The 26502-nt window shown below is 58.5% G+C and carries 23 protein-coding genes, 1 other RNA gene and 1 riboswitch; of the genes, 7 read left to right on the plus strand and 17 right to left on the minus strand.

What is annotated here, in order from left to right; genetic code table 11:
* Positions 1–3 precede the first annotated feature (3 nt).
* From AC2FNR_RS13005 to AC2FNR_RS13020, 4 genes are all read right to left on the minus strand, one after another.
* Positions 4–2169 carry a heavy metal translocating P-type ATPase gene (locus AC2FNR_RS13005; protein WP_496849378.1) on the minus strand — a complete coding sequence of 722 codons (2166 nt, stop codon included), beginning with the start codon at positions 2167–2169 and terminating at the stop codon, positions 4–6.
* Positions 2170–2184: 15 nt separating this feature from the next.
* Positions 2185–2643: a FixH family protein gene (locus AC2FNR_RS13010; protein WP_170754444.1), complete on the minus strand. Its 459-nt coding sequence runs from the start codon at positions 2641–2643 to the stop codon at positions 2185–2187.
* Between the two features lies 1 nt (position 2644).
* Positions 2645–4072 (minus strand): cytochrome c oxidase accessory protein CcoG, encoded by a 1428-nt coding sequence (gene ccoG, locus AC2FNR_RS13015; RefSeq protein ID WP_170355312.1) that lies wholly within the window; start codon positions 4070–4072, stop codon positions 2645–2647.
* A gap of 101 nt (positions 4073–4173) precedes the next feature.
* Positions 4174–5049 carry a LysR family transcriptional regulator gene (locus tag AC2FNR_RS13020; protein ID WP_496849381.1) on the minus strand — a complete coding sequence of 292 codons (876 nt, stop codon included), beginning with the start codon at positions 5047–5049 and terminating at the stop codon, positions 4174–4176.
* 99 nt (positions 5050–5148) lie between these two features.
* Between AC2FNR_RS13020 and AC2FNR_RS13025 the strand changes: the two genes are divergently transcribed.
* Positions 5149–5316: a hypothetical protein gene (locus tag AC2FNR_RS13025; RefSeq protein ID WP_496849382.1), complete on the plus strand. Its 168-nt coding sequence runs from the start codon at positions 5149–5151 to the stop codon at positions 5314–5316.
* A gap of 102 nt (positions 5317–5418) precedes the next feature.
* Here the strand turns inward: AC2FNR_RS13025 and ccoP are convergent, their stop codons facing one another.
* From ccoP to ccoN, 4 genes are read right to left on the minus strand one after another with little or no spacing between them, the layout of a single operon-like run.
* Complete coding sequence (ccoP, locus tag AC2FNR_RS13030; RefSeq protein ID WP_170754450.1) at positions 5419–6282, minus strand: cytochrome-c oxidase, cbb3-type subunit III; 864 nt, start codon at positions 6280–6282, stop codon at positions 5419–5421.
* Positions 6279–6464, minus strand: coding sequence for a cbb3-type cytochrome c oxidase subunit 3 (locus AC2FNR_RS13035; RefSeq protein WP_170355315.1), 186 nt, complete (start codon positions 6462–6464; stop codon positions 6279–6281). The genes ccoP and AC2FNR_RS13035 overlap by 4 nt, the downstream gene beginning before the upstream one ends.
* Before the next feature lie 10 nt (positions 6465–6474).
* On the minus strand, positions 6475–7203 hold the full coding sequence (gene ccoO / locus AC2FNR_RS13040) for a cytochrome-c oxidase, cbb3-type subunit II (protein ID WP_170355316.1): 729 nt from the start codon (positions 7201–7203) through the stop codon (positions 6475–6477).
* Positions 7204–7217: 14 nt separating this feature from the next.
* Complete coding sequence (gene ccoN, locus AC2FNR_RS13045) at positions 7218–8825, minus strand: cytochrome-c oxidase, cbb3-type subunit I (protein WP_496849384.1); 1608 nt, start codon at positions 8823–8825, stop codon at positions 7218–7220.
* Positions 8826–9018: 193 nt separating this feature from the next.
* Here ccoN and AC2FNR_RS13050 point away from each other — a divergent pair, with 193 nt between their 5' ends.
* A complete protein-coding gene (locus AC2FNR_RS13050; protein ID WP_480866660.1) occupies positions 9019–9858 on the plus strand; it encodes a universal stress protein in 840 nt (279 codons plus the stop codon).
* 6 nt (positions 9859–9864) lie between these two features.
* Here AC2FNR_RS13050 and fnrL read toward each other — a convergent pair whose 3' ends face one another.
* Positions 9865–10602 (minus strand): transcriptional regulator FnrL, encoded by a 738-nt coding sequence (gene fnrL, locus AC2FNR_RS13055; RefSeq protein WP_480866387.1) that lies wholly within the window; start codon positions 10600–10602, stop codon positions 9865–9867.
* A 61-nt stretch (positions 10603–10663) separates the two neighbouring features.
* Here fnrL and hemN point away from each other — a divergent pair, with 61 nt between their 5' ends.
* Both hemN and AC2FNR_RS13065 read left to right on the plus strand, forming a co-directional pair.
* A complete protein-coding gene (gene hemN, locus AC2FNR_RS13060; RefSeq protein WP_480866388.1) occupies positions 10664–12019 on the plus strand; it encodes an oxygen-independent coproporphyrinogen III oxidase in 1356 nt (451 codons plus the stop codon).
* Positions 12020–12222: 203 nt separating this feature from the next.
* Positions 12223–14151: an elongation factor G gene (locus AC2FNR_RS13065; RefSeq protein ID WP_496849387.1), complete on the plus strand. Its 1929-nt coding sequence runs from the start codon at positions 12223–12225 to the stop codon at positions 14149–14151.
* A gap of 18 nt (positions 14152–14169) precedes the next feature.
* On the opposite strand, the gene AC2FNR_RS13070 is transcribed toward AC2FNR_RS13065, so the two are convergent.
* The 5 genes from AC2FNR_RS13070 to AC2FNR_RS13090 all read right to left on the minus strand — a co-directional run bounded on the left by AC2FNR_RS13070 (position 14170) and on the right by AC2FNR_RS13090 (position 20534).
* On the minus strand, positions 14170–15747 hold the full coding sequence (locus tag AC2FNR_RS13070; protein ID WP_170754460.1) for an ABC transporter ATP-binding protein: 1578 nt from the start codon (positions 15745–15747) through the stop codon (positions 14170–14172).
* On the minus strand, positions 15744–16850 hold the full coding sequence (locus AC2FNR_RS13075; protein WP_209196734.1) for an ABC transporter permease: 1107 nt from the start codon (positions 16848–16850) through the stop codon (positions 15744–15746). The genes AC2FNR_RS13070 and AC2FNR_RS13075 overlap by 4 nt, the downstream gene beginning before the upstream one ends.
* Positions 16851–17945 carry a microcin C ABC transporter permease YejB gene (locus AC2FNR_RS13080; protein ID WP_496849390.1) on the minus strand — a complete coding sequence of 365 codons (1095 nt, stop codon included), beginning with the start codon at positions 17943–17945 and terminating at the stop codon, positions 16851–16853.
* A gap of 1 nt (position 17946) precedes the next feature.
* Complete coding sequence (locus AC2FNR_RS13085; RefSeq protein ID WP_496849391.1) at positions 17947–19851, minus strand: extracellular solute-binding protein; 1905 nt, start codon at positions 19849–19851, stop codon at positions 17947–17949.
* Positions 19852–20024: 173 nt separating this feature from the next.
* On the minus strand, positions 20025–20534 hold the full coding sequence (locus AC2FNR_RS13090; RefSeq protein ID WP_170355522.1) for a c-type cytochrome: 510 nt from the start codon (positions 20532–20534) through the stop codon (positions 20025–20027).
* A 118-nt stretch (positions 20535–20652) separates the two neighbouring features.
* Here AC2FNR_RS13090 and AC2FNR_RS13095 point away from each other — a divergent pair, with 118 nt between their 5' ends.
* Positions 20653–21486, plus strand: a complete 834-nt coding sequence (locus tag AC2FNR_RS13095; protein WP_480866395.1) for a prephenate dehydratase — start codon at positions 20653–20655, stop codon at positions 21484–21486.
* Positions 21487–21516: 30 nt separating this feature from the next.
* On the opposite strand, the gene AC2FNR_RS13100 is transcribed toward AC2FNR_RS13095, so the two are convergent.
* On the minus strand, positions 21517–21981 hold the full coding sequence (locus AC2FNR_RS13100) for an SRPBCC family protein (RefSeq protein WP_170355327.1): 465 nt from the start codon (positions 21979–21981) through the stop codon (positions 21517–21519).
* Between the two features lie 39 nt (positions 21982–22020).
* Positions 22021–23001, minus strand: coding sequence for an NAD(+) diphosphatase (nudC, locus tag AC2FNR_RS13105; protein WP_496849393.1), 981 nt, complete (start codon positions 22999–23001; stop codon positions 22021–22023).
* Positions 23002–23179: 178 nt separating this feature from the next.
* Between nudC and AC2FNR_RS13110 the strand changes: the two genes are divergently transcribed.
* On the plus strand, positions 23180–25039 hold the full coding sequence (locus AC2FNR_RS13110) for a bifunctional 2',3'-cyclic-nucleotide 2'-phosphodiesterase/3'-nucleotidase (protein WP_496849394.1): 1860 nt from the start codon (positions 23180–23182) through the stop codon (positions 25037–25039).
* A gap of 39 nt (positions 25040–25078) precedes the next feature.
* Positions 25079–25177, plus strand: an RNA gene (gene ffs, locus AC2FNR_RS13115) — signal recognition particle sRNA small type.
* A 38-nt stretch (positions 25178–25215) separates the two neighbouring features.
* On the opposite strand, the gene AC2FNR_RS13120 is transcribed toward ffs, so the two are convergent.
* Complete coding sequence (locus tag AC2FNR_RS13120) at positions 25216–26073, minus strand: alpha/beta hydrolase family protein (protein WP_496849396.1); 858 nt, start codon at positions 26071–26073, stop codon at positions 25216–25218.
* Positions 26074–26209: 136 nt separating this feature from the next.
* Positions 26210–26429: riboswitch (cobalamin riboswitch) on the plus strand.
* Positions 26430–26502 lie beyond the last annotated feature (73 nt).

Here is a 26502-nt window from a genome sequence, read left to right on the forward strand (position 1 = left end):
GCTTTACCTTACCCGCAATGCGTTCAAAGACACGGTGATAGACGATGTCGACATCGCCAGTGCCGCAATCAGCGGCGTAGCCAGACCAACCACCGCCAGCGGCACCGCAATGATATTATAGACGGTGGCGATGCGAAAGTTTTCGCGAATCCGTTTGGTTGCTTTGACTGCGGTGTCGCAGGCATCGGCGATAGGTGACAGGTCATTGCCCAGCAGCACGATATCTGACGCCACCCGCGCCGCATCCAGTGCCGAGGCCGGTGAGATCGACACATGCGCCGCCGCCAGCGCCGCCGTGTCGTTCAGCCCGTCACCGACCATAAGCACGTGATGGCCCTTATCGCGCAGAACCTCAACATGCTTGGCCTTGTCCTGCGGCAGGGCCTGCGCAATCCAGTTTTCAATCCCCAGCTTGGCCGCCAGTGCCTGAACCGCGCCCTGCGTATCGCCTGAGATCAGGATGACCTCTTTTCCCGCCTCGCGCAGCGCCTGCACCGCCTCCGCCGCGCCGGGGCGCAAAGCGTCCGAGAACAGGAATGCCGACGGCGCTTGCCCGGCGATGGCCAGCCATGCGGCGGTCTGATCGCCTTCGTCTGCACCGGTCCATGCCGCCCGGCCCAAACGCACGCGTTGGCCACGATAGGTACCCTCGGTACCGTAGCCCGGAACCTCCGTGACCTCTTTCAGCGTGGCGGGCTTGATCCCTGCCTCGCGAGCGGCCTTGGTCAAAGCAACCGACAACGGGTGCGAGGACGCTTCGGCCAGTGCCAGCGCGACCTCAAGGTCAGATCTCGAATGATCGCCCAGATTGGTCAGTTCCGGAGTGCCAGAGGTCAGCGTGCCGGTCTTGTCGAAAACAACCGTATCAACCTCGGCCAGACGTTCCAGCGCGGTGGAGTGTTTGATCAGCATCCCTTTGCGAAACAACCGCCCCGAGGCCGCCGTGGTCACCGCAGGAACCGCCAGCCCCAGCGCACATGGGCAGGTGATGATCAGCACGGCGGCCGCGATGTTCAGCGCCGTGCGGATATCGCCGGAATAGATATACCACCCTACAAAGCTGAGCGCCGACAGGATATGAACCCCCGGCGCATAAAGCTTGGCGGCCTTGTCGGCCAGCGAAGTATAGCGCGAGCGCCCCGATTCAGCGATGGCCACCAGATCGGCCATACGGTGCAGAGAAGTGTCCTCACCCACCGCCGTCGCGCGGATGGTCAGAGGGCCGGTCAGGTTGACCTCGCCGGCGCTGACAGTCGTACCTGCTTCGGCAAAGACCGGCAGGGTTTCTCCGGTCAGCAGCGACCGGTCGAGCTCCGATTGACCCGAGACAATCTCGCCATCCACGGGCATCCGCCCGCCGGGGCGGATCAAGATCAGGTCGCCCACACTCAGCGTGGCAACGGCGACCTCTTCCTCGATGCCATCCACGACCCGAATGGCGCGGGGGACTTCCAGCGCGGTCAGCTCCTCGGCCGCAGATCGGGCAGCAGCGCGAGTACGGTAATCCAGATAGCGTCCAGCCAGCAGGAAGAAGGTCAGCGTCAGGGCGGCGTCGAAATAGGCATGTTCACCGCTCAGCGCAGTTTCCCACAGCGATGTGACCAGCGCCAACAGGATCGCCAGTACGATTGGCACGTCCATATTCAGACGACGCACGCGCAAGGCCGACCACGCATTCGCAAAGAAGGGCTGCGCAGAGAAAGCAATCGCAGGCAGCGCAATCGCCGCCGAAATCCAGTGGAACATGTCCCGCGTTGCATCCGCTGCCCCGGACCAGACCGAGACCGACAGCAGCATCACGTTCATCGAGGCAAACCCGGCCACCGCCAGCCGCATAAGCAGATCACGCCCCGCCTTGTCAGCCTGCGTGGCGGACAGGGCGCCGGGGTCCAACTCATGCGCCTCAAAACCCGCGTTTTCCAGCACCGGGATCAGATCGGCAGCACGCAGATCGGGCGCGGCTTTGATCATGGCGCGTTTCAGGGTCAGGTTGACGCGCGCATCCTCGACGCCGGGCGTGGCGTTCAGCGCGCGCTCGACCGTCGCGATACAGGCCGAGCAATGGATACCTGGCAACGACAGCGCAATCTGTACGTCCTGAGGGATCGGCCGTGCCGGTTCTGCCGGGGCTGCGATACAACCCGGACAAGCCGCCGTACCGGAACTCATCTGCGCCACAGTCCCCTACCCCTTCACATAGAGCGGTACGCGCTGCGCGAATTCCGCTCCGCTATGGTCTTTGGCAACCAGACGGATGTTCCAGTTGCCCTTGCCCAGCGACGCGGGCGTTGCATAGGCGATGCCGTCAAAGGTGAAATCGGGAGCGAAATCCTCTTTGACATGCGTGGCCCGACCCACGACGGCCTGCAGCTCGGCCACCTGAACCGGCGCACCGGTCTTGTCGATGATATGCAGGATCAGCAATCCGCCGGAAACCTCGGCCCGGATCTCCCAACCCAGAGCCTGCTGTTCCTGCAGGCGTTCGTTGAACTCCTGACTGGCCACGTAGGAGTTTTTAACCTCAAGCCCCGGAAAGGTCTTCACAGCACTGTAGGCCAGCACCAGATTGACGGCGATGATCACGCTGAAGGCCCCAACAAACACGGCCAGCGCGTGTTTTCCGGTGAATTGACGTTCTGCCATCTTACTGCCCTCGTCCGTTGAAGGTCGTGTCTTTATAAGCGCGCTCGCCGCTTTGCAGGTCTTCGACCCATATGCGCACAGGCGTCACATCCTCTGCCGCTGGACCAGTCTCTTTACGCGCAACGATATAGACGCGCTCAAGCTGGGCAGTATCGGCTGTGACGTTCACTGTATCAAGATTCGTACCCTCAATCACGATCCGCATGGCCGGATCGCCGGTCAGCGACAATTTGAACAAGCGATCCTCGCCATGCTTATTGCGCAGCCGCACGTCGTAGGTGTTGCGGATCGTCCCGTCAGACAGGGTCACAAAGGTCGGGTTCCGCACAGGCGCGACGGTCAGGTCGATTTCCGAGCGGATGAACAACGCGAACAGCAGCGCAAAGCCCACCGCCGACCACATGGCCGTATACATGATGGTTCGCGGGCGCAGAATGTGCTTCCAGATGTTCTTGGGCGGCTGACCAGCGCGTTCGCGGGTCTCGTCGCTCAGCGCCATATAATCGATCAGACCGCGCGGTTTGCCGATCTTGGCCATCATGTCGTCACAGGCGTCAATGCAAAGCGCGCAGGTGATGCATTCCAACTGCTGGCCATCACGGATGTCGATCCCCACCGGGCAGACATTGACGCAGGCCATACAGTCGATGCAATCGCCAAGCTCGGAATCCGCCGTGCGCTTGCCTTTGCCGCGCGGCTCGCCCCGCCATTCGCGGTAGCCCACGACCAGAGTATCCTCGTCCATCATTGCGGCCTGAATGCGCGGCCACGGGCAGGCATAGATACAAATCTGTTCGCGCGCGAAGCCGCCAAACAAAAAGGTGGTGCCGGTCAGAATCAACACGGTCGTATAGGCCACGGGATGCGCATTCCCAGTCACCAGATCGCGCAGCAATGTGGGCGCATCGGCAAAGTAAAACACCCATGCCCCGCCGGTCGCGAGACCAATCAGGAGCCAAACCGCCCACTTCGTGACTCGCAGACGCGCCTTGCGCAAATCCATCTTTTCCTGCCGGTGCAGACGCAGACGCGCGTTGCGGTCGCCTTCGATCCAGCGTTCGACCAGAATGTAGAGGTCGGTCCACACCGTCTGTGGACAGGCATAACCGCACCACACGCGCCCTAAAGCCGAGGTGAAAAGGAAAAGGCCCAAACCGGCCATGATCAACAGACCGGCCACGAAATAGAACTCGTGCGGCCAGATCTCAATCCAGAAGAAATAGAACCGGCGGTTTGCCAGATCCAGCAGCACCGCCTGATCCGGCAGGCTGGGGCCACGGTCCCATCTGATCCACGGAGTGACGTAGTAGATCCCCAGAGTAACCGCGAGGATGATCCATTTCAGATTTCTGAACGGGCCGGATACACGACGGGGGAAAATAGGCTCCCTTGCAGCATATAGGCTGGGGGCGGGGTCGGAATCGCTCACGAGCTGGCTCCAGATTTGGCTTTATTTTTTGTGTCTTGTCCCAGATCACACAGATAAGCTCTTTGACATGGGTCAAAAGCGCATCGTGCAGACACCTTTTGTCACATGCGACCGGATTGCCGCCGCAGCCAGGACACGAAGGTTCTGACGGCCGGACGCATAGAGTTTTCAGTGGTTACAATATGATATCCGCTGTTGCCCGGCTGGCAGAACAGTTCTACCAGCCGTCCGTCGGCGATATCGGATTCGACAAAATGCCGCGCCGTCACCGTGACGCCCTGACCCGCGCGGAGCCCGTCAAGCAGCAGGTTTCCGGGCAATGCAATTCGCCCGGCACGGGGGCCGTGCTCTACTCCTTGTCCAGCAAGCCATGTCGTTGCTTCAGTGGTCCCGAACTCTTCCAGCCAAGGCAGTTGACTTAACTCGGCAGCAGTCCAGTCCGTCTTGTCCCCCAGCAATGAGGGCGCGGCCACTATGGTAATCGGGCTTGGCAGTAAAAGCTCGGATGGCACTCCGGGCCAACCTCCCGCTCCATAACGAAGAGCCACATCCACCCCGCCGGGCCCGAGAGTCACAAGCTTTGGGGTAGGGTCCAACGCTAAATCAATATCCGGATGTTCCGCCTGAAAAGCCGGCAGCCTTGGCATCAGCCACGATGCAGCGAAAGACGGGGTTAGAGAAACATGAACCGGTCGATCAAGGCCCGATTGCACCAGATCGGTCACTGCCGCGCCAATTGCACGAAACCCAAGGTGTAAAGCTTGGGCCAGGTGCTCACCCTCGGGAGTTAGAACCATTGACTTGCCCGACCGGTCCAGAAGGCTGGTACCTAAGTGCTTTTCCAACGCCCGCAGCTGCTGGCTGATTGCAGCGTGGCTGACATTCAACATCGAACCCGCCTGCACCACATTGCCCGTTTCCGCAAAGGCAGAAAAAGCCCTGAGCGCCGCAAGGGGCGGCATTTTCATCCAATCCATTTGTAAGCCTTACTTACACACTGACAAGGTAATTGAGTCGCATTTTAGGGCCCACAGGGCAATCCTCAAATAAGCTACAAACAGCAAAGGAGTGCAAAAATGCTTTCGATCCTAGCGCGCAGCTTCATGACCGCGACCCAAAGCGTGGACCGCAATCAGCAAGAAAAGCAACACCGTCAGAATTGGCTGCCGGACGCGCATTGGTGGAAACTAAAAAGCGATGCGCGCGAAAAGGTGAGTCTGGACCACACCTTTTTTCGTCGGTAGTCTAAACAGTCAGCACCGGCTGTTCTGGAAACGCGCGAACAGATGGAACAGCCGGTGCTTCAACCTTCGGACGGCGAACCGTCCGGAGGTATTCTTTTCGCCTTACTGACCGCCACCCAGCTGGTGGACATAAGCGGTCACGGCGCGGATCTGCGCCTGAGTCAGGCGGTTTTCCCACGGAGGCATAACGCCGAAGCGGCTGTAGGTGACCGTCTCGGTCAAAGCCTCTTCACTGCCACCGTACAACCAGATCGCGTCGGTCAGGTTCGGCGCGCCCTGGAAGACATCGCCTTTGCCGTCTTCGCCGTGGCAGGCTGCGCAATTGTCTTCGAAGACAACCTTACCGGCTTCAGCCGCTGCGTCATCCGACTGGGCGTTGGTCAGGGACATCACGTACTGAACGACCTGAGTGATCTCATCCTTTTCAAGAAGCTCGCCAAAGGCCGGCATCTCGGAATAGCGCGCATCGTCGCTTTCTTCATTCCGGATACCATAGGCAACGGTATATTCGATATCCTCAAGCGAACCGCCCCAAAGCCAGGCGTCATCCAGAAGGTTCGGGAAGCCGGTGGCCCCCTGCGCGCCCGAGCCGTGGCACTGCGCACACCAGGTGCGGAATACGGCACCACCCGAGTTCACAGCGTATTGCTGCAATTCGGCGTCCGCCGAGATTTCCTCAAGCGGCGTTTCCACCAGCCGCGCATTCCAAGGCGCGTTGGCTTCTTCGAAGGACACTATATCCTGCTGCACTTCCCCGCGCGAGGACCAGCCAACAACACCAGCGGTTGCCGATTGAACCAGCGGCCATGCCGGATACATGATGGTGTAGATCACGCCCCAGAAGATACAGGCGTAAAAAGTCCACAGCCACCAGCGAGGCATCGGATTGTCGAATTCTTCGATACCGTCCCAGCTGTGACCCGTGGTATTCGGATCTCCCGGCTGTTTATCAGGTGTCTTGCTCATGGCCGCGCCTCCTTGGATTCGGCGGGTTTGTCTTGATGCCGGAAGGGGATGTTGGCGGTGTCGTTGTATTCCTTGCTGGAACCGGGGCGGAAAACCCACACCACGATGCCAATGAAGAAAGTGAACAACAGCAGCAGCATCCAGCTATCCGCGAACTGTCTGAGGAGTGTGTATTCTTCCATAACGCCCTCCTTAGCGGCTTGCGTCCGGGGTGAAGGTCGAGAAATCGACCAGCGTGCCCAGCATCTGAAGATAAGCCACCAACGCATCCGCTTCGGTCAGTTCTGGCTGACCGTCGAAGTTGCGCACGCTGACCTTGTCGCCATAGCGCTCAAGCAGCCCGTCATAGTCGCTGTCGGGATCGGCCTGCGCGCGGAAGTCAGCCTCGGCATTGGCCAGCATGTCTTCGGTGTAAGGCGTGCCGACAACCGCGTTCGCCTGCATGATGTCACCGATATACTTGCCGTCCAGCTTGCGGTTTTCGAGGAAGCCGTATTTCGGCATCACCGATTCTGGCACAACCGACTGCGGATCACGCAGGTGGTCCACATGCCACTGGTCCGAATAGCGGCCTCCCACACGGGCCAGATCAGGACCGGTCCGCTTGGAACCCCACTGGAACGGGTGATCATACATCGATTCAGCCGCCAATGAGTAGTGGCCATAGCGTTCGACCTCGTCCCGCATGGGGCGGATCATCTGGCTGTGGCAGACATAGCAGCCTTCGCGAATGTAGATTTCACGCCCTGCCATTTCGAGAGGGGTGTAAGGGCGCATGCCCTCCACCTTCTCGATGGTGTTCTCAAGATAGAACAGCGGGGTGATCTGCACGATGCCACCGATGGTCACGACCAAAAAGCTGAATACCAGCAGGAGGGTCGCGTTGGTCTCGAGGATCTTATGTTTGTCGAGAATTGCCATTGCTCCGGCCCTCCTTATTCAGCCGGGACCGCGACGGACAGGCTGGCCTCTTTGGCCGGCGCTTTCCGCACAGTCATCCACAGGTTGTAGCACATGATCACGGCACCAGCGACGAACATCACGCCACCCAGAGCACGCACCACATACATCGGGAACTTAGCGGCCACGGTGTCAGCGAACGAGTTCACCAGGAAGCCGTTGGCATCCACTTCGCGCCACATCAGACCTTCCATGATACCAGTGACCCACATCGACGCGGCGTACAGAACGATGCCGATCGTGGCGAGCCAGAAGTGCCAGCTGACCATCTGCAGCGAATACAGACGCTCGCGCTTCCACAGGACGGGAACCAGGAAGTACAGCGCACCAAAGGTGATCATGCCGTTCCAGCCCAGCGCGCCCGAGTGCACGTGACCAATGGTCCAGTCGGTGTAGTGAGACAGCGAGTTCACAGCGCGGATCGACATCATCGGACCCTCAAACGTGGACATGCCGTAGAAGCCGACCGAGATCACCATCATACGGATCACAGGGTCGGTGCGCAGCTTGTCCCATGCGCCCGACAGGGTCATCAGACCGTTGATCATACCACCCCAGGACGGCATCCACAGCACGACCGAGAACACCATGCCCAGCGTCGAAGCCCAGTCAGGCAGCGCGGTATAGTGCAGGTGGTGCGGACCGGCCCAGATATACAGGAAGATCAGTGCCCAGAAGTGGATGATCGACAGCTTGTAGCTGAAAACCGGACGCTCGGCCTGTTTCGGGATGAAGTAATACATCATGCCCAGGAAACCTGCAGTCAGGAAGAAGCCCACAGCGTTGTGGCCGTACCACCACTGGATCATGGCGTCTTGCACGCCCGACCAGACGATGACCGATTTCGAACCCCAGATGCTGACCGGGATGGTGATGTTGTTCACCACGTGCAGCATTGCAACGGTCACGATAAAGGCCAGGTAGAACCAGTTGGCCACGTAGATATGCGGCTCTTTCCGCTTGATCACGGTGCCCAGATACACGGCCAGATAGGCGACCCAGACGATGGTCAGCCACAGGTCAACATACCATTCGGGTTCGGCATATTCCTTGGACTGCGTGCCACCCAGAACATAGCCGGTTGCAGCCAAAACGATGAACAGCTGATAGCCCCAGAACACGAACCACGCCAGATTACCACCCCACAAGCGCGCGGCGCTGGTGCGTTGCACCACGTAGAATGAGGTCGCAATCAGTGCGTTACCACCAAATGCAAAAATCACTGCCGAGGTGTGCAGCGGACGCAAACGGCCAAAGTTCAGATAACCCTGCGCCCATTCAAAGTTCAGCGCCGGAAAGGCCAACTGGAACGCGATAAAGGTTCCTGCGACGAAACCGATCACCCCCCAAAAGGCGGTTGCGATCACGCCATAGCGGATCACCCCATCCATGTACTCACCGGAATGATCCACGAAAGTCTCTGGCTCATCCGTGTTTCTCAGCGTCCAGATGAACAAACCGCCGGCGATCAACATCACCAGAATTGCATGCACCTGATACGCCAAATCGCGTGCATAATTGGTTGCGATCGCGGCGAATACCGCAATCACACCAAGCACGATCAGCTTGATATAATTTGACATATTGCGTCCCTTTGCCATGCCCCGCGCGATTCTTTGGTGTCGCGAGACCCATTTGACTGGCTGCTGTTTTCTACGACAGCTGCTCAAACTGCTTTGATCTGTGTCAAGACAGAGCTCCGCGTACTATGACAATGCTTAGGAAACGAATGGGCTGGAACGTCGCAGGGAACCGGCCCGTAAGCACGAGGTCAACATGGCTTACAAATCTCTCCTCACTGTTATGACAGAAACCACGCAATCTGACTCGGCACTTGCACAAGTCGTGGCGCTGGCTGCAGCTCAGGACGCGCATGCTGAAACACTGTGCCTTGGCGTCGATCGCAGCCAGACAGGGTATTATTATGCGGGCGCTAACGCTTTGATTCTTCAGGAAACCCTAAACCGGGCCAATGCTGAAGCCGAAGAGATTCTGGCATTCGCAAAAGACTTCTTTACCAAGTCAGGAGTGCGATGGTCTGCCGAATCCGGTGTTGCGCAAATCGCCGATTTGGGGCGACATGTTGCGCATCGCGCCCGGTTTTCCGACCTTGTCGTTTTGCCGCAGCCCTACGGTGAAAACCGCGGCGTCGAAGCGGAACCCATTGTCGAAGCCGCGATGTTCGAAGGGCATACCCCTGTGTTAATTGTTCCGGACTCGGCTAAAATCTTCAGCAAGCCCGGCACCATTTTGATCGGCTGGAACGAAAGTGTCGAGGCCATGCGCGCCATTCGCCGGGCTTTGCCTTTCCTTATTGCGGCAACCCAAGTGCGTATCGTTGTAATTGACCCGCCTCGGCATGGCCCGGATCGTTCGGACCCCGGCGGGATGCTGTCACAGATGCTGTCGCGCCATGGGGTCAAGTGTGAAATCGATGTTCTCAGCAAAACCATGCCACGGGTATCAGATATCCTGAACCGTCACGCTGTGGATACTCAGGCTGACATGATCGTCATGGGGGCTTACGGCCACTCGCGCTTCCGCGAAGCCATTCTTGGCGGCGCAACTCGCAACATGTTGGAACAATCCTCCGTTCCGGTCTTTCTGGCGCACTGAAAGGCGTCAGACCAGAAAGCCACCATCCGAGTCGTCACCCGCCTCTTCCATAAGGCGGCCCATATCGGGGATCGTCACGTGGCGCTTGCCTTCCAACAGGATGACCTCATCCTTTTTGAGCGCCGAGATCTGGCGGCTGACCGTTTCCAGCGTCAGGCCAAGGTAATCGGCCATCGCCTCGCGGGTCAGCGGCAGGTCGAAGACGATGGGCCCCCCTTTTTGGTTGATTGAGGCATCGCGGCGCGCGATGATCGACAGCAGGCTCGCGATCTTCTCGCGCGCGGTCTTGCGCCCCAGCACCAGCATCCATTCGCGGGCCGCGTCCAGTTCGTCAAGCGTCATCTGCAGCAACCGATGTGCGATGTGCGGCGTGGTGTTCATCAGTTCTTCGAAAGGCTTTTTCCGGAAGCAACACATGACAACATCTGTGGTCGCCTGCACATCGTAAGGCGCCGATTCGCGCCCCGGGCGCCCGACGAAATCGCTTGGCAGCAAAAGTCCGACCATCTGAGTGCGCCCGTCTTCCATCGTCTGCGTCAAAGACGCAATCCCCGACACGACCGAGCCAACAAAATTCATCTGATCGCCGGACCAAATGACAGTCTGACCGGCCTCGAAACTGCGGTAATACTTAATGCTTTCAAGCTCTTCCAGCTCATCGACATCACAATGGGCACACACGGCCCGATGTCGGATCGGGCAGTCTGCACAGTTCGTATGGTCGATCTTGAATGTGGGTGTCATGCGCGCTTCCACTTGATCTCTATCAAAGCATCTGTTCGTGGCGTCCTCTAACCGTACCGTTATGATAGTAAAACCACAACTGGCACGGCTTGGACTATTTGACGCGAAAGTTCCGCGTTACACAAGCTATCCCACCGCCCCCCACTTCAGCAATGACGTAGGGTCAGAGCTTTTTGGAGACTGGATTTCCGGCATCACACCCGGAAGCGAGATCTCGTTGTATATCCACGTTCCTTTCTGCCGCAGGCTATGCTGGTTCTGCGCATGCCGGACGCAAGGCACCCAAACGGACAATCCGGTCATCGCCTATGTGGATGTCCTCAAAGCCGAGCTGGACTTGCTGGCTGCGCGCTTGCCCCAGGGCGTGACCCTGTCTCGCCTGCATTGGGGCGGTGGTACGCCGACCTTGCTGAACGCGGATCTGATGCGCGAACTGGCGGCGCGAATTCTGGACGTGGTGCCTTTGGGGCCGAACGCCGAATTCTCGGTCGAGATCGACCCCAACGAGATTGACGAGGCACGTTTGGATGCCTTGGCCGAGGCCGGGATGAACCGCGCCTCAATCGGGGTGCAGGATTTCGACGACGAGATACAGAAGACCATCGGCCGCATCCAAAGCTATGACACCACGCGCAAGGCCGTGGACATGATCCGCGAACGCGGCATCACCAGCTTGAACGCCGATATCCTCTATGGTCTGCCGCATCAGACCAAGACCCGGATGACGGAAAGCGTGCAAAAACTGCTGTCGCTCAACCCCGATCGCGTGGCGCTGTACGGCTATGCGCATGTGCCGTGGATGGCCAAACGGCAGCAGATGATCCCCTCGGACGCGCTGCCTACTCCGGAACAGCGTCTGGATCTGTTCGACACCGCCCGCCGTCTGTTCATGTGGGACAATTACGCCGAGATCGGCATCGACCACTTCGCCACGCAGGAAGACGGCCTGACCCGCGCGTTGAACGCCGGTAAGCTCAAGCGCAATTTCCAGGGCTATACCGACGATCAGGCCGAGGTTCTGATTGGTGTCGGGGCCAGCTCGATCTCGCGCTTTCCGCAGGGCTATGCGCAGAACGCGCCCGCCACGTCGGCTCATACTAAGGCCGTCCGAGAGGGGCGATTCTCAACCTCGCGCGGACACCTGTTCAAAGGTCAGGACGTACTGCGCGCGCGCTTGATCGAGGCGCTGATGTGCGATTTTCAGATCAACACGGCCGAGATTCTGCGTGACCATGGTATCACTGTCGCCGAATTGCAGGGCATGTATGCGGATGCCAATACCGCCTTTGACGGGCTGCTGCGCATCACCGAGGATGGTCTTTTCATCCCGCACGAGGCCCGCGCCCTGACCCGCATGATCGCGCGCAGCTTTGACGCCTATGACCTGAGCAAGGCAGGCCACAGTTCGGCGATCTGACCTCTTTCCGGCGGGCCGGGTTCACGGTCTGCCGACCCCCAACCCGCACAGGGGCTTGACGCAGGCCTCTGGTTTTCTCCACACTCAGGGGTGCAATCGCACCCCGAGGCAGGCGAATTCGCAGACAGCTTTTACCGACGCAACCGCGCCGGACAGCCCTTTTCGTGCAGGTATATCTGCAACCTGAAAGAGGGACAGCACCCATGCGCGTTTTCACCGTCCTCGGCCCCAGCCAATCGGGCAAAACCACTCTGGTCGAGGCCATCAGCCGCCTCGACGGGCGGCCCACCACATTCGACGTGTCCGGGACCGTGCATTTGCACGGTTTTTCTTACCTGGATGAACCCTGGTGCGCCATCGACGTCGACGGGGGCGGCGATAACCTGGCCTTTGTTGGGCCAGCCATGGCGATCTCGGACGCGGCGGTCGTGGTCGTTCCACCTGATCCCAACGCGGCCGTCCTGTGTGCGCCCTATTTGCGTTTGGTGGAAGAGGCCGGTATCCCCTGTTTCCTGTTCATCAACCGCATGGACAGCCCCAATGGCCGCATCCGCGACATCATCTCGGCGCTGCAAACCTATTGCACCCATCACATCGCCTTGCGACAGGTGCCAATCCGCGAAGGTGACACGATTGTTGGTGCGGTCGATCTGATTTCGGAACGGGCGTGGAAATACCAAGAGGGCCAGCCCTCGGCCCTGATCGAACTGCCGCAATCGGTTGAGGATCGCGAGCAAGAGGCCCGCACTGAACTGCTGGAAACGCTGTCGGATTTCGACGATCACCTGCTGGAACAATTGATCGAAGACAAACAGCCCCCCAGCGGTGAGATTTACGATCTGGCCGCGCAGGTCCTACAGAACCACCAGCTGATCCCGGCCTGTCTGGGCGCGGCCAGCCATGGCAACGGGCTGACCCGCCTGATGAAAGCCCTGCGGCACGAAGCACCCGAATTCGACATCGCTGCCGACCGGGACGAGGCCGCCGAGAATGCACGCGCCATCGCAGGCTTTGCGGATGTGAAAAAGCATATCGGCAAGATTGTAGTCCTGCGGGGCCTGGGTGACGGCGTCAAAGCGCATGAAGCATTGGGCGGTGAGACCGTCGGCAATCTGACCACGCTGGACGCCAAGACCCAGATCACTGACTTGCCCGCCGGGCAAATCGGTCTGGCGGTGAAATCCGATCACCTGAAGCCCGGCAACATCTATGACAGCAAAGGCGCGACACCGCTGCCCGAATGGGCCTCGTCACACCCGGCGGGGCACCGTCAGGTCGTCTCACCCGCGCATGAGCGCGACGACGTGCGCCTGTCCAACGCCCTGTCGCGTCTGGTCGAGATCGACCCCGGCCTGCATCTGGGACAAGACGACCTGAGCGGCCACGCCGTTCTAGGCTCGCAAGGTCCGCAGCATATGCGCCGCGTGACGGCGAAGCTGGCTGAGGATTTCGGGATCGAGATCGCCACCGACACCGTCGAAACAGCCTATCGCGAGACGATCCGCGCACCCGTCGAACATCGCCACCGTCACCGCAAGCAATCGGGCGGCGCGGGGCAGTTTGCCGACGTGGTGATCTCAGTCGCGCCAATGCCACGCGGGGCGGGGTTCCAGTTCGAAGAGGTGGTCAAAGGCGGCGCGGTGCCGCGTAACTATATCCCCTCGGTCGAACATGGGGCCAAAGACGCGCTGGAACAAGGGCCCGAAGGCTTTCCCGTGGTTGATGTCAAAGTCACGCTGAGCGACGGCAAGCACCACAACGTCGACAGTTCCGACTATGCCTTCCGCACGGCAGGCAAGAACGCAGTGCGCGAGGCGCTTCCCCAAGCCAAGCCCGTGGTGCTGCAACCAATCCTGAGTGCGGAGATTCACCTGCCCTCGGATTTCGTGGGCGATCTGGTGCCCACAATCAGTTCACTACAGGGGCAAGTTCTTGGGTTTGAGGGCAATCCAAACGCCTCGGGTTGGGAAATATTCAATGCCCAGCTTCCCGCCGTAGCGCAGGATGAGCTGCACCGCACCCTGGCCAGCGCCACGCGCGGCACCGGCTGGGTCAAGCTGAGCTTTGATCACTATGAGGAACTGCGCGGCCCGGTGCCAAAACCGACCGCCAAGGAGAAAGCCAGCGCATAAACAAGGAGCGGGTTGGGATCAGCCCGCCGCCGCAATCAGCTCGCGGGTATAGTCCGTCTGCGCGTTCTCGAACAAATCCTTAGCCGTGCCCATCTCGACAACATCGCCGTTGCGCATGACGATCACGTTGTGGGACATGGCGCGTACGACTTTCAGGTCGTGGCTGATGAACAGATAGGCCAGCCCGTATTTCCGCTGCAGATCGCGCAACAGATCAACAATCTGAACTTGAACCGTCATGTCCAGCGCGCTGGTCGGTTCGTCCAGAACCAATAGCTTGGGCCGCAGCACCATGGCGCGCGCGATGGCGATCCGTTGACGCTGCCCGCCCGAAAATTCGTGGGGATATCGGTCCATTGCAGCGGGGTCGAGGCCCACTTCGGTCATCACTTCGGCCACCAGATCGCGCGGTGCGCGGTGTGGGTCGACCTTATGAATGGCCAGCCCCTCGGCAATGATCTGCATACAGGTCATACGCGGGCTGAGGCTACCGAACGGGTCTTGAAACACGATCTGCATATCCTTGCGCAGCCGTCGCAGCTCACGCGTGGACCAGCGGCGCACATCCTGATCGCGGAAGGTGATCCCGCCCTCGGACGCGATCAACCGCATGATCGCCAGCGCCAGCGTCGTCTTGCCCGAGCCGCTTTCGCCCACGATGCCCAGCGTCTCACCCGCGCGCACGCTGAGCGTGGCGTCATTCACCGCCTTCACATGCCCAACGGTGCGTTTCAGAAACCCGCGCTGGATCGGGAACCACACCTTGAGGTGATCTGTCCGCGCGACCTCTTCGGCATCCGACGCCACCGGATCAGGCTGGCCCGAGGGCTCGGCGCCCAGCAGTTTGCGCGTATAGGGGTGTTGGGGGTTGTCAAAAATCTCGGTCGTGACGCCGGTCTCGACAATCTCACCGTCTTTCATCACGCAGACCCGGTCGGCTATGCGGCGCACGATGCCAAGGTCATGGGTGATGAACAGCATCCCCATGTCTTCGGATTTCTGCAGCTCGGCCAGCAGTTCAAGGATTTGCGCCTGAATGGTCACGTCCAGAGCCGTTGTGGGTTCATCCGCGATCAGAATATCGGGCTTGTTGGCCAGCGCCATGGCGATCATCACACGTTGCCGCTGTCCGCCTGACAACTGATGCGGATAGCTGTCCAGCCGGTCACGCGGATCACGGATGCCTACCTTGGTCAGCAGTTCCACAATCCGGTCTCGTGCAGCATCCCCAGTAACGCCCTGATGCAGCGCCAGCGATTCCGCCATCTGTTTCTGAATCGTATGCAGCGGGTTCAGCGAGGTCATCGGTTCCTGGAAGATAAAGCTGATGTCGTTTCCACGCACATCCATCAACTTGTCCTCTGACGCTCCGATCATTTCATCGCCGTCATACTTGACCGAACCTTCAACGATCGCACTGTCGCCCAGCAACGACACCGTGGACAGCGCCGTCACCGATTTGCCCGACCCGGATTCGCCCACCAAAGCCACGGTTTCCCCACGATCAACGGTAAAGGACACGCCCTTGACCGCCGCCGAGACCTGACCGTCCTGCTTGAACGAGACCTTCAGATTGTTCACATCCAAAAGGCTCATGAGAAGGTCTTTCTGGGATCAAACGCATCGCGGACGCCTTCGAAAATGAAGACCAGAAGCGAAAGCATGATGGCAAAGGTGAAGAACGCGGTAAAGGCCAACCACGGGGCCTGCAGGTTCTGTTTTGCCTGCAAGGTCAGCTCACCCAGTGATGGGGCCGAGGACGGCAGGCCGAAGCCAAGGAAATCCAGCGAGGCCAAACCGCCAATTGTACCCGTCACGATGAACGGCATAAAGGTCAGCGTCGCCACCATGGCATTGGGCAGCATATGACGGAACATGATCGTCATGTTGCCCACGCCCAGCGCCCGTGCGGCGCGCACGTATTCAAGGTTTCGCGCCCGCAGGAATTCAGCCCGGACGACACCGACCAAGCCCGTCCAACTGAACAGGATCATCAGGATCACCAGCAGCCAGAAACTTCGCCCCAACACCGCAAACATGATGATGATGACATAGAGCGAGGGCGTCGCTGACCAGATCTCAATCACACGCTGAAATATCAGGTCCAGCCAACCGCCAAAGAAGCCCTGAATGGCCCCCGCAAAGATACCGACAATACTGGCAGCGCCAGTCACCATCAGTGTGAATAGAATGGATAAACGGAAACCATAAATCACCCGCGCCAGCACATCGCGCTTGGTATCATCGGTACCCAGCAGGTTCTGCCCATTGGGCGGCAGCGGCGCGGCACCTGGGCGATCCACGCTGGTGTTGAAGGAATAGGGGATCAGCGGCCAGATTGCCCAGCCGCGTTCGAACCCGTCAGCTTCATAGGTGCCGGCCTCGATCTGTTCGATGATGCCTTCGGGGTCGTCGAAACAGTCTTCAATCCCGCCGCTGTCGATCAGGCACATGACCTCGGGGTCGCGATAGATCGCCTCGGTCTGGAAATCTCCTCCGAACTCCGTTTCGGCGTAGAAATTGAAGATCGGCGTGTAGAATTCGCCCCGGTACTTCAAAAGGATCGGCTTGTCATTGGCGATGAACTCGGCAAACAAAGACAGGCCGAAAAGGATCGAAAAGATGATCAGTGACCAGAAGGCCCGGCCATTGCGGCGGAAGTTGCGCCAGCGGCGCTGATTGAGCGGAGAAAGAGCCATTTACCCCTCGCGCTTTTCAAAGTCGATACGCGGGTCGACCAGCACATACATCAGGTCACTGATGATGCCCACAACCAGACCCATCAGGCCAAAGATAAACAAGGTGCCAAAGATCACCGGATAGTCGCGGGCCACGGCGGCCTCAAAGCCAAGTCTGCCCAGACCATCCAGCGAGAAGATCGTCTCGATAATGATCGAGCCACCAAAGAACACACCAATGAACACGGCTGGAAAACCGGCGATCACGATCAGCATCGCGTTACGGAACACATGGCCATACAGCACCTTCCGCTCGCTCAGTCCCTTGGCGCGGGCCGTCATGACGTATTGCTTTTTGATCTCGTCCAGAAACGAGTTCTTGGTCAGCAGCGTCAGCGTCGCAAAAGCCGAAATCGTAAGGGCTATGATCGGCAAAGCGATGTGCCAGAAATAGTCCGTAATCTTGCCGAACAGGCTAAGGCTATCCCAATTGTCCGAGGTCAGCCCCCGCAGCGGGAATATCTGCCAGTAGGACCCACCTGCAAAAAGCACCAGCAACAGGATCGCGAACAGGAAACCGGGTATGGCATAGGCAACAATGATCGCCCCGCTGGTCACGGTATCAAACCGCGATCCGTCCTTGACGGCCTTGCGAATGCCCAGCGGGATCGAGACCAGATAGGCAATCAGGGTCGACCAAAGACCCAGCGAGATCGACACGGGCATCTTTTCCAACACCAGATCGATCACACTGATCGACCGGAAATAGCTCTCGCCAAAATCTAATGTCAGGTAGTTGCCCATCATAGTCAGAAACCGCTCGACCGGCGGTTTGTCGAACCCAAACTCTTTCTCAAGCTCGGCGATGAATTCAGGCGGAAGGCCGCGGGCGCCAACGTATTTGTCGTCAAAGGCCCCTCCGGCGGGTTCAGCGGCCGCTCCGGCGTCACCGCTGCCTGCAAAACCGGCAAAGACGTCACCCTGCCCTTCGATTTGAGCAATGATCTGTTCGATCGGTCCACCGGGCACGAACTGAACCAGCGTGAAGTTGACAATCATGATGCCCAGAAGGGTCGGAATAACCAGCAACAGGCGTCTTAGAATATAGGCGCCCATGTTAACGCAGCGCGCCTTTTGCCTTCAGGTCAGCCTCTTTTTCAGGGTTTACCCACCAAAGATCCAGATAGCCGAGCGTGAAAGGCGGCAGGTTTTCAGGGTATTCGTACATGTCGTAGTAAGCCGTCCAGTAGTCCGCGACATAACCGTCAGGGATGATAAAGAACTCATACCTCAGGACACGGTCCAATGCCATAAGTGCTGCGTCTTGTTCTTCCTGATTTGTCGTATCGAATGAGGATTCGATGACCGCGTCAACCAAAGGGCTGGCCAAACCCGCAGGGTTGAACAGGCTAAAGGCGGCTTCTTCCGAACCGTACATCTGGCTAAGACCGCCGCCCGTCGACAAAAACGATCCATACCGGTTCGAATAAACCATGTCGTAGTCGCGTTCACGACGGCGCAGTGTGAACTGTGATGGATCAACCTTCTCGGCCGAGGCATCCACGCCAATCGCCTGCAGGTTCTGAACGAAAGTCTCGATCATCGTGGCCGTTGATGTGGGAATGCTTGAGGCGTAAGGGATGTTAACCTTCAGCGTCTGCCCTTCAGCGTTGCGCCGCAGATTGCCGTCACCAACCGGCCAACCGGCGTCATCCAGCAACTTCGAAGCCTTGCGCAGATTTCGACGATCATTCAGGCGCGCCGAATTGGATTCATGAGTAACCAAGGCAGGTTCGCTCAGGACTTCGGCCGGCACAACGTCGCCCAGCGCCTCGAGGAAGGCAAGCTCAGCCCCTTCTGGTGCGCCTGTCGCTTCGAGATGAGTACCCTGCACAAACGAGCTGCGCGGTGAATTGAGACCGAACATCAGCGATTCATTGGCCCATTCGAAATTGAAGGCCAGCGCTATGGCTTTGCGGACATTCTTATCCTCGAACTGCGGCTTTCCCAGATTGAACACGAAACCCGATGGCGTCGGCGGGCTGCCATCCGTAATCTCATCACGAACGACCGACCCTTGGGTCAACTTCGGAAAGTCATACCCCGAAGCCCAAAGCTTGGGGTCGCTTTCAATGCGCATTGTGTATTCCCCGGCCTTGAACCCTTCGAACGCGGCGGTCTGGTCGGCGAAATACTCGACCCGAATGGTGTCGTAGTTGTTGCGCCCGACATTGATCGGCAAATCCTGCCCCCAATAATCGTCGCGCCGCTTGTAAACGATGCGGCGGTTAATGTCATAGCTATCCAGCTTGTACGGCCCCGACCCAACTGCAACTTCAAGCCGCGGTTCGTCCAGGCGGCGGCTCTCATCGGCCTCGAACCACGCTTTTGAAAACACCGGTGTCGAGCCAACCGTTTCGATCAACCCACGCCGTGTCACTTCGGGACTAAACGTAAACTTGACCGTATGATCATCCAATGCTTCGGCACCGGTGACCATCCGGCCAACGGCCTGCGCATAAGATGGAAGACCCTGTTCGATAAACAGTCTGTGGCTATAGACCACATCTTCGGCAGTTACTGGCGATCCGTCCCAGAATGTCGCTTCGGGCCGGATGTGAAAGATCACATAGTTGCGGCCTTCGTCATATTCCATGCTTTCCGCAAGCAGGCCATAGTATTGACCCACACTATCCGAGGTGCTGTCGATCAACGAGTCGTACTGCAGGGTCGTCAATGCACCGGCACGCCCTTTGCGCGAATACGGGTTCAGAGAGTCGAACGTGCCTGATCCAGCCAGCGACAGCTCGCCACCCTTTGGGGCTTCGGGGTTCACATAACCCAGATGCGGATAATCCGCCGGGTAGTCCAGATTACCAAAATAAGAGTACCCATGGCTGCGCGTCACGTTTTCTTCTGCGGCCCTGACGGCGCTGCTTGCCCCCATAACAAGCGCTATTCCCAATGCTGCCGCCCAAGGTCGCATATTCGAAACGCGCAGTGCAGGCAGGAGGGGTGTCATGTGGCTCATCCTCTGGATCGTTGTCGTCTTTATTTTCGTACGCGAAGGCTAAAAGACCAGCGCTGACAGATTCAAGTTTAGAATGCGTGAGCGCTTTGTGAAGTTCTGTTTAGACAAAAAAAGCCGCTGCACAAAGCAGCGGCTTTCAATTTTTGGAATATCCAAGAACTGGATCAGTTGCCGATTGTCTGCAGATAGGCAATCAGGTCAGCGCGCTCTTGCGGTTTTTTCAAACCAGCAAAGCTCATCGAAGTGCCCGAGATGTAAGCACTTGGGCGCTCGAGGAATGCATCCAGTGCTTCTGGTGTCCAGTTGCCACCATGCGCTTGCATCGAAGCCGAATAGCCGGTGAAACCCTTGGCCGATGCAACAGGGCGGTCAACAACGGCGTAAAGGTAGGGTCCGGTTCCGTTGGCTCCGTCTTCCAGTTTGTGGCAAGCGGTGCATTTGCGGAAAACGCGTGCACCTTTTTCCGGATCGGCGGCGGCCAGCAGGTCTTCGAACACCACTTCTTCGGCGTTGGCGCTTTCACCAGAGCTTTCGGTTTCAATGATGTAAGAGGCCGTCTCGCCATGACCATCGGCATGGTACAGGCCTTCGGCGGCCCATTTGGCCAGAAGCAGCACCAGGAAGGTGCCAAACAGGCCTGCGGCGGCCTTGGTAACTGTCATCGTGTCGAACATTGATCGCGAGTCCATTTAGCTGTCTTGGGGGTGTCTAAGGCTTCCCCTGACAAGAGGCAAGGTATAGACACCGCGACTAAACGCCCAATCTTGGAACTTGTTGCACGGAATCGACCAAATGACCAAACGTATCGCATTTCAGGGGGAACCCGGCGCCTATAGCCACGAGGCTTGCCGCAACGCGCGCCCCGATATGGAGGCCCTGCCCTGCCGTACCTTCGAGGATGTGATCGAATCGGTTCGGTCAGGTGAAGCCGAACTTGCGATGTTGCCGGTTGAGAATACGACCTACGGCCGAGTGGCCGATATTCACCGCTTGCTGCCCCATAGCGGGCTGCACATTATCGACGAGGCCTTCGTGCGAGTGCATATCAACTTGTTGGCCGTTCCGGGTGCGACGCTGGAGGATGTTACCGAGGCGCATTCCCATCTGGTCTTGCTACCACAATGCGCAGGCTTCCTGAAAAAACACGGCATCCGTGGCCGCGTCAGCCCAGACAATGCCCGCGCCGCGCGCGAAGTGTCCGAACAGGGCGAGGTTCACTCGGCGGCGTTGGCCAGCGAATTGGCCGGAGAGATCTACGGCTTGGACGTTCTGGCCCGCCATATCGAGGATAACGACGACAACACCACTCGTTTTCTGGTGATGTCACGCGAAGCAGACCGCGCTCGGCGCGGCGAAAACGGGATGATCACCAGCTTCGTCTTTCAGGTCCGGAATATTCCGGCGGCGCTTTACAAGGCGATGGGCGGATTTGCGACTAATGGTATCAACATGACCAAACTGGAAAGCTATATGGTCGACGGATCCTTTACGGCGACCCAGTTCTACGCTGATATCGTGGGCCATCCAGATGACCGCAACGTGCAACTGGCGATGGACGAGCTACAGCACTTTACCACCAATGTCGAAGTTCTGGGCGTTTACCCGGCAGCGCAACCGCGCGGTTAGTCAGGCAGATGAACGTTTGTTACTGGTATTTCAGCCGTGATGATATCGTTCTTCTATCTCTCTCGAGAACTCGCTGAGCCGTGATTGGAAGCGTCGCTTGAAGCGTGACTTTCCCAGTCTGATAGACTGCAGGAACAGGCGTGCAGGCAATGATTTTGCAGCCAGGCTCAGGTCCACACTCAACCGGGTTCGGCGTTGCGATAAGGCCAGGAAGTCAACAGTCGTCGTACCACTTACGCCCTTTCCTGCCGCGTTGAACTGCATCCTTGCTGGCGGATCACACTCGGCCATCTCGATAGAGACGCGACGCGGCTTGCCCCGAAGCTTGAAATCCGCCTGCCATGTGGTACCCGGCACAACACCCATGTGGCCCGAAAGGCGTCTGACTTCGATCCCGCGACGCATTGCCATACGCTCGAAACGTTCAAAATCAGCGACCATTTCAAACACTGCGTTGATGGGTGCGTCGATATCTTCATGTGCTGTGAATTGCATGGTGTCCGAGGCTCTTACCTTTGATTCCCCAATATTCTGTCAATCCAGCGTATCCGCCAGCCAGTGCTGCAAAAGAAAATGCGCGATGGCACCCTTCCGCGCAGGCATCAATGTCGGATGTTCACCAGCAAAGGCCTGCATCATTTCCGACTTGCTGACCCAGATGGCATCTTCGATTTCAATCGGGTCGATTGTAATATCGCGTGACAGCGCCAGACCTGCACACCCAAACATCAACGACGCGGGAAAGGGCCAGGGTTGGCTGGACAGATAAGTGACTGCTCCGACAGGTACTCCGGCCTCTTCCATCACTTCGCGGCGCACGGCGGCTTCGAGCGTTTCACCGGGTTCGACAAAGCCCGCAAGCAGGGAATACATCCCGTCCGGCCAACCCGGAGACCGCCCCATCAGCACCGAATCTCCATGCGTGATCAACATGATGACAACCGGGTCCGTGCGCGGGAAATGCTGACCCCCGCAAGACGGACAGCTGCGCTGCCATCCCGCCTGCGCCAAATCACTGGCGGCACCGCAGCGGGCGCAGAAACGGTGCGTCTCGTGCCAGCCGATCACCGCCTTGGCTGTTGCCGCCAGCTCCGCATCCCGAGGGTTCAGACGGGTCATGATCCGGCGCAATTCGACAAAAACATGCCCGGTGGACAACGCGGGGTGCTGTTGCTCGGAACGGTCGAAGAATGCCCCAACCTCGGACAGGTCCAGCCCCTCGGCGTCCCACCCCGAGATGTCCAAAGCGAACAGCGGAACGTGATCCGAAATACCTAGAAAGACTGGTTCTTCAACAATTCCGCCCGGTCCATTGCGCAACAGATCGTGCGTCAGCGGCAGCAACGCCAGCCGATCCAGAGCTTCGCCCTCGACCAGCACCTTACCGCGCCACAACAAAAGGCACCTTGCCTCCGGGTCGTTTGCGACTTGCGCAAGCCCCCCGGGATCGTTGCGCAGATGTGCTGCGCGATCCAGTCCCGACCCGCCAAACGTCACGGTTTCCGCGTATTTCATTGCAATCCCTTCAGGTTGTCGGCACAGGGCTGCCACGAGCGCCGGATCGTTGCAACGACATTTCTCCCTCGTGGGAAATTGAGGAGATAATGTGATCAACTCAAACTCTGCCTTGAAACTTGCGTCAAATACTCTTTTTGTTGAAATAGGTTAACCAAAAACGTCTAAAAGTAGAGTATTGCAACATCCCCCTTCCTCTCTAAGCGCAACGATCAGGATTTTGGGAACCTCGGATCTGCATATGAATGTGACCGGGTTTGACTATTATCGGGATGCGCCGGAACCCATGATTGGGTTTACCCGCACAGCCACACTGATCCGCCAAGCTCGAACCGAGGTCAAAGATGCCCTGACCATCTTGCTGGATAACGGGGATTCACTACAGGGAACGCCTATTGGGGAATGGGCCGTAACACAAACCAAAACCCGTCATCCTCTGATGGAGGCTTTCGAAGCGCTGGATTACGATGCCATCGGATTGGGAAACCATGATTTCGGCTTCGGGTTGCAGGTTCTGGACCGTATCTTGCGCCAATCCCCCTGCCCTGTCTTATGCAGCAACGCGCACCGGTTGGACCGCCCCGGTGCTTGGAGCAGGCAGGCAGTGCTAAGCCGAACCATGAAAGCCGGAGGCCGCGAATATCCGATCAAAATCGGCGTTTTTTCAGCCCTGCCGCCGCAAACTGCGAACTGGGAAGCGCACCGTCTAGAGCAAAAGGTCCGCATCGACGATATCCTGTCCACGGCACGACACGTTTCGCAAGAGCTGAAGGCCGCTGGGTGCGATCTTGTAATCGCGCTGGCGCATTCCGGGATCGGCACCGCCCAACCGGAGCCGAATTTGGAAAACGCCGTGATTCCCCTTGCGGCCATCGGACCGATCGATGCGATCATAGCGGGACATTCACATCTGACTTTGCCGGGCGCGTCGCATGAAAGGTTTGCGTTCGTGGACAGTGCCAAAGGTCAAGTGCACGGCAAGCCGGCTGTCATGCCGGGCAGCGCTGGGTCGCATCTTGGTGTGATTGACCTGACGATGAAACTTGGTGACGACGGAAAATGGCAGGTAGAAACGCACCGTTCACACCTGAAGGCAATCGCACCCGACTTTGTTGGCGCTGAGGTTCCGGAAGACCCCGAACTGTCGCGGATTTTTGCCAAGGCGCACCGCGAAACTCGCGCGCAGTGCAACACGCCCGTTGGACACACGTCGCATCATCTGCACAGCTATTTCAGCTTTTGCGCCTGGGATCGCGGTCTGGCGCTTGTGGCTGCCGCGCAAGCTGCAGCATTGCGGCAGCATATGCAGGGAACTGCCTATGCAGGGCTACCCGTTTTGTCGGCAGTTGCACCGTCAAAATTCGGCGGTCGTGCAGGACCTCGGTTTTTCACCGATATCCCACCCGGGCAGATATGTACGCGCCATGTTGCCGACCTGAACGTGTTTCCGAACGAGATGCAGGCCGTCATTGTCTCGGGCACTGAAATCAAGGATTGGCTGGAAATGTCCGCTGGCGTGCTGAACCAGATGCGCCCGGGTGAACAATCGGACCTTGTGGATACGAATCGCGCCGGACATAATTTTGACGTGCTGCACGGGCTAACTTACGCACTAGATCTAGCATCTCCGGCGCGGTTCGACGCAGGTGGCGCAATACTTCATCCCAACAGCCATCGGGTTCGCGAATTGCGATTCAACGGCCGCCCTATCGACGCAGATCAGCGCTTTGTTGTCGCGTTGAACAACTATCGCGCCAACGGAGGCGGGAATTTCCCGTTTGCCGAAAACGCGACCCGAATTCCTCTGCCGGTCCTTCCGATTCAACCTATTGTACGGGATTACCTGTCGGGCGTCTTACCGATGGACCCTTTGGAAGAGGCACTCCAGCCTTTTCGGTTGTCACCCATACCCGGTGCCCATGCGCTTGTGAAAACCGGAGCGGCCGCTGACCAACACCTGGAAGAACTGGCACGCTACCGCGCCAAAGTCATCGGTCCGGATGCGAAAGGTTTTCTGAATATTCAGCTCTCCCTCTGACGGGTTGCCAAGCATGAACCAAATGCCTATATCCACCGTTGAGAGGTTGGCGCGGGCGAGCGCCTCGCCAACCTGGTCAGGTCCGGAAGGAAGCAGCCACAACGAGCCCCGCTTGGGTCGATGTCCAACCTCTCACTTCATCCCCGACAGTTTTGACCGGTTTAGGCACGCAGCACTTATGCGATCAAGCGCGGCCATAGGGACGCGTTACGACGCGCGAACGCGCCGATATGGCCAATGTCCTTAAGTCCGAATTCCTGCGGTGACAGTACATGACGCCGAGCGCTGGAGCCGTACAGATCTGCCAACCGCCAAACGGCTTCGGGCGGAACCATCTGGTCGTCCTCGAAAGTGAACAGATCGACCGGTTTGCCTTTCTCTGCCCAGGTTGCGGCAGGTAGCGTTTTTCCGATTTCTGGCAGATAATTTTGGGGTGCCGTGCACCACTTGCGCCACTGCCAGTAAACCGATGCAGGCAGGTCGGCCCCAAATCCCACTGCTTTGCCTGGCAGGTATCCAACAGTTTTTACCGCCAGCGGAACATGTCCATACCAGAACAAGGACGCCAGCGCGCGATAAGGCCAAGGGTGATCACTGATTGTCACCAGCCCCGAACACACACAGATCATGCGATCTATATGGTCGATATCAGGTTGTATTGGCCCCAACATCCCTCCGACCGAGTGCCCTATGCTCCAGTGTTCTGCGTGTGGGTAACGTTGGCGCATTTCCGCTCTGGCGGCAGGCATGTCGGTCAGCGCCCAATCCGCCATCTTTACCCGCGATTCCTGCAGTAGTCCGGTCAGTGAGTGGCCAAAGTCACGATAGTCGTAGGTCAGGCAAGCGATCCCCTGATCCGCTGCCAGCCAATGCGCGAAATGCTGATAGTAATCCCTCGGGACACCGGTCGCACCATGTACAACCACAGCGACTTTGGGATCGGTCACGGGCCGGTACAGGCGCGCCGACAGCATTGCCGAACCGGCAGAAAACCGAAAATCCTCAGTCAGGACGGGGGGTGTATCATCCAGCATAGCGTTGCTCACCTGATCTGAACTGTTCGGTTCACCCCTTATCCCCACTTTTTTGGCCGGGCTGAGTCAAGGGCGCATCAAGATGACCAAACGTCCACTTTGCGCGCGCGCCCGCTTGACTCAAAGCCCGCTCAACCGCTAGCGATGGCGTGATGGTTCTTGTCCCGTGTCGGGACAAGATGAAAAGGGAACACGGTGCGGTTCTGCCCGGTCATGCCGGAACGATCCAATGCCGCGACTGCCCCCGCAACTGTAAGCGGTGAGCAATGCCGAAATACCACTGGCCCGCAAGGCTGGGAAGGTCGGCAACGCTATGACCCGCAAGTCAGGAGACCTGCCATCAAAGCAAAACTGTAACTCGGGCGGGGTGTCCGGGCGGGATTGTCAGCGCGCTGTCACACCTGATCTACGCCCCGTTCCCCGCGCGGA

Source organism: Ruegeria sp. SATB045, assembly GCF_059613525.1.

What these genes read in the sequence shown, in the direction of transcription:
- AC2FNR_RS13005 (WP_496849378.1), bottom strand. Translation starts at nt 2,169, where the DNA reads ATGAGTTCCGGTACGGCGGCTTGTCCGGGTTGTATCGCAGCCCCGGCA.
- AC2FNR_RS13010 (WP_170754444.1), bottom strand. Translation starts at nt 2,643, where the DNA reads ATGGCAGAACGTCAATTCACCGGAAAACACGCGCTGGCCGTGTTTGTT.
- AC2FNR_RS13020 (WP_496849381.1), bottom strand. Translation starts at nt 5,049, where the DNA reads ATGGATTGGATGAAAATGCCGCCCCTTGCGGCGCTCAGGGCTTTTTCT.
- AC2FNR_RS13025 (WP_496849382.1), top strand. Translation starts at nt 5,149, where the DNA reads ATGCTTTCGATCCTAGCGCGCAGCTTCATGACCGCGACCCAAAGCGTG.
- ccoP (WP_170754450.1), bottom strand. Translation starts at nt 6,282, where the DNA reads ATGAGCAAGACACCTGATAAACAGCCGGGAGATCCGAATACCACGGGT.
- AC2FNR_RS13035 (WP_170355315.1), bottom strand. Translation starts at nt 6,464, where the DNA reads ATGGAAGAATACACACTCCTCAGACAGTTCGCGGATAGCTGGATGCTG.
- ccoO (WP_170355316.1), bottom strand. Translation starts at nt 7,203, where the DNA reads ATGGCAATTCTCGACAAACATAAGATCCTCGAGACCAACGCGACCCTC.
- ccoN (WP_496849384.1), bottom strand. Translation starts at nt 8,825, where the DNA reads ATGTCAAATTATATCAAGCTGATCGTGCTTGGTGTGATTGCGGTATTC.
- AC2FNR_RS13050 (WP_480866660.1), top strand. Translation starts at nt 9,019, where the DNA reads ATGGCTTACAAATCTCTCCTCACTGTTATGACAGAAACCACGCAATCT.
- fnrL (WP_480866387.1), bottom strand. Translation starts at nt 10,602, where the DNA reads ATGACACCCACATTCAAGATCGACCATACGAACTGTGCAGACTGCCCG.
- hemN (WP_480866388.1), top strand. Translation starts at nt 10,664, where the DNA reads ATGATAGTAAAACCACAACTGGCACGGCTTGGACTATTTGACGCGAAA.
- AC2FNR_RS13065 (WP_496849387.1), top strand. Translation starts at nt 12,223, where the DNA reads ATGCGCGTTTTCACCGTCCTCGGCCCCAGCCAATCGGGCAAAACCACT.
- AC2FNR_RS13070 (WP_170754460.1), bottom strand. Translation starts at nt 15,747, where the DNA reads ATGAGCCTTTTGGATGTGAACAATCTGAAGGTCTCGTTCAAGCAGGAC.
- AC2FNR_RS13075 (WP_209196734.1), bottom strand. Translation starts at nt 16,850, where the DNA reads ATGGCTCTTTCTCCGCTCAATCAGCGCCGCTGGCGCAACTTCCGCCGC.
- AC2FNR_RS13080 (WP_496849390.1), bottom strand. Translation starts at nt 17,945, where the DNA reads ATGGGCGCCTATATTCTAAGACGCCTGTTGCTGGTTATTCCGACCCTT.
- AC2FNR_RS13085 (WP_496849391.1), bottom strand. Translation starts at nt 19,851, where the DNA reads ATGACACCCCTCCTGCCTGCACTGCGCGTTTCGAATATGCGACCTTGG.
- AC2FNR_RS13090 (WP_170355522.1), bottom strand. Translation starts at nt 20,534, where the DNA reads ATGTTCGACACGATGACAGTTACCAAGGCCGCCGCAGGCCTGTTTGGC.
- AC2FNR_RS13095 (WP_480866395.1), top strand. Translation starts at nt 20,653, where the DNA reads ATGACCAAACGTATCGCATTTCAGGGGGAACCCGGCGCCTATAGCCAC.
- AC2FNR_RS13100 (WP_170355327.1), bottom strand. Translation starts at nt 21,981, where the DNA reads ATGCAATTCACAGCACATGAAGATATCGACGCACCCATCAACGCAGTG.
- nudC (WP_496849393.1), bottom strand. Translation starts at nt 23,001, where the DNA reads ATGAAATACGCGGAAACCGTGACGTTTGGCGGGTCGGGACTGGATCGC.
- AC2FNR_RS13120 (WP_496849396.1), bottom strand. Translation starts at nt 26,073, where the DNA reads ATGCTGGATGATACACCCCCCGTCCTGACTGAGGATTTTCGGTTTTCT.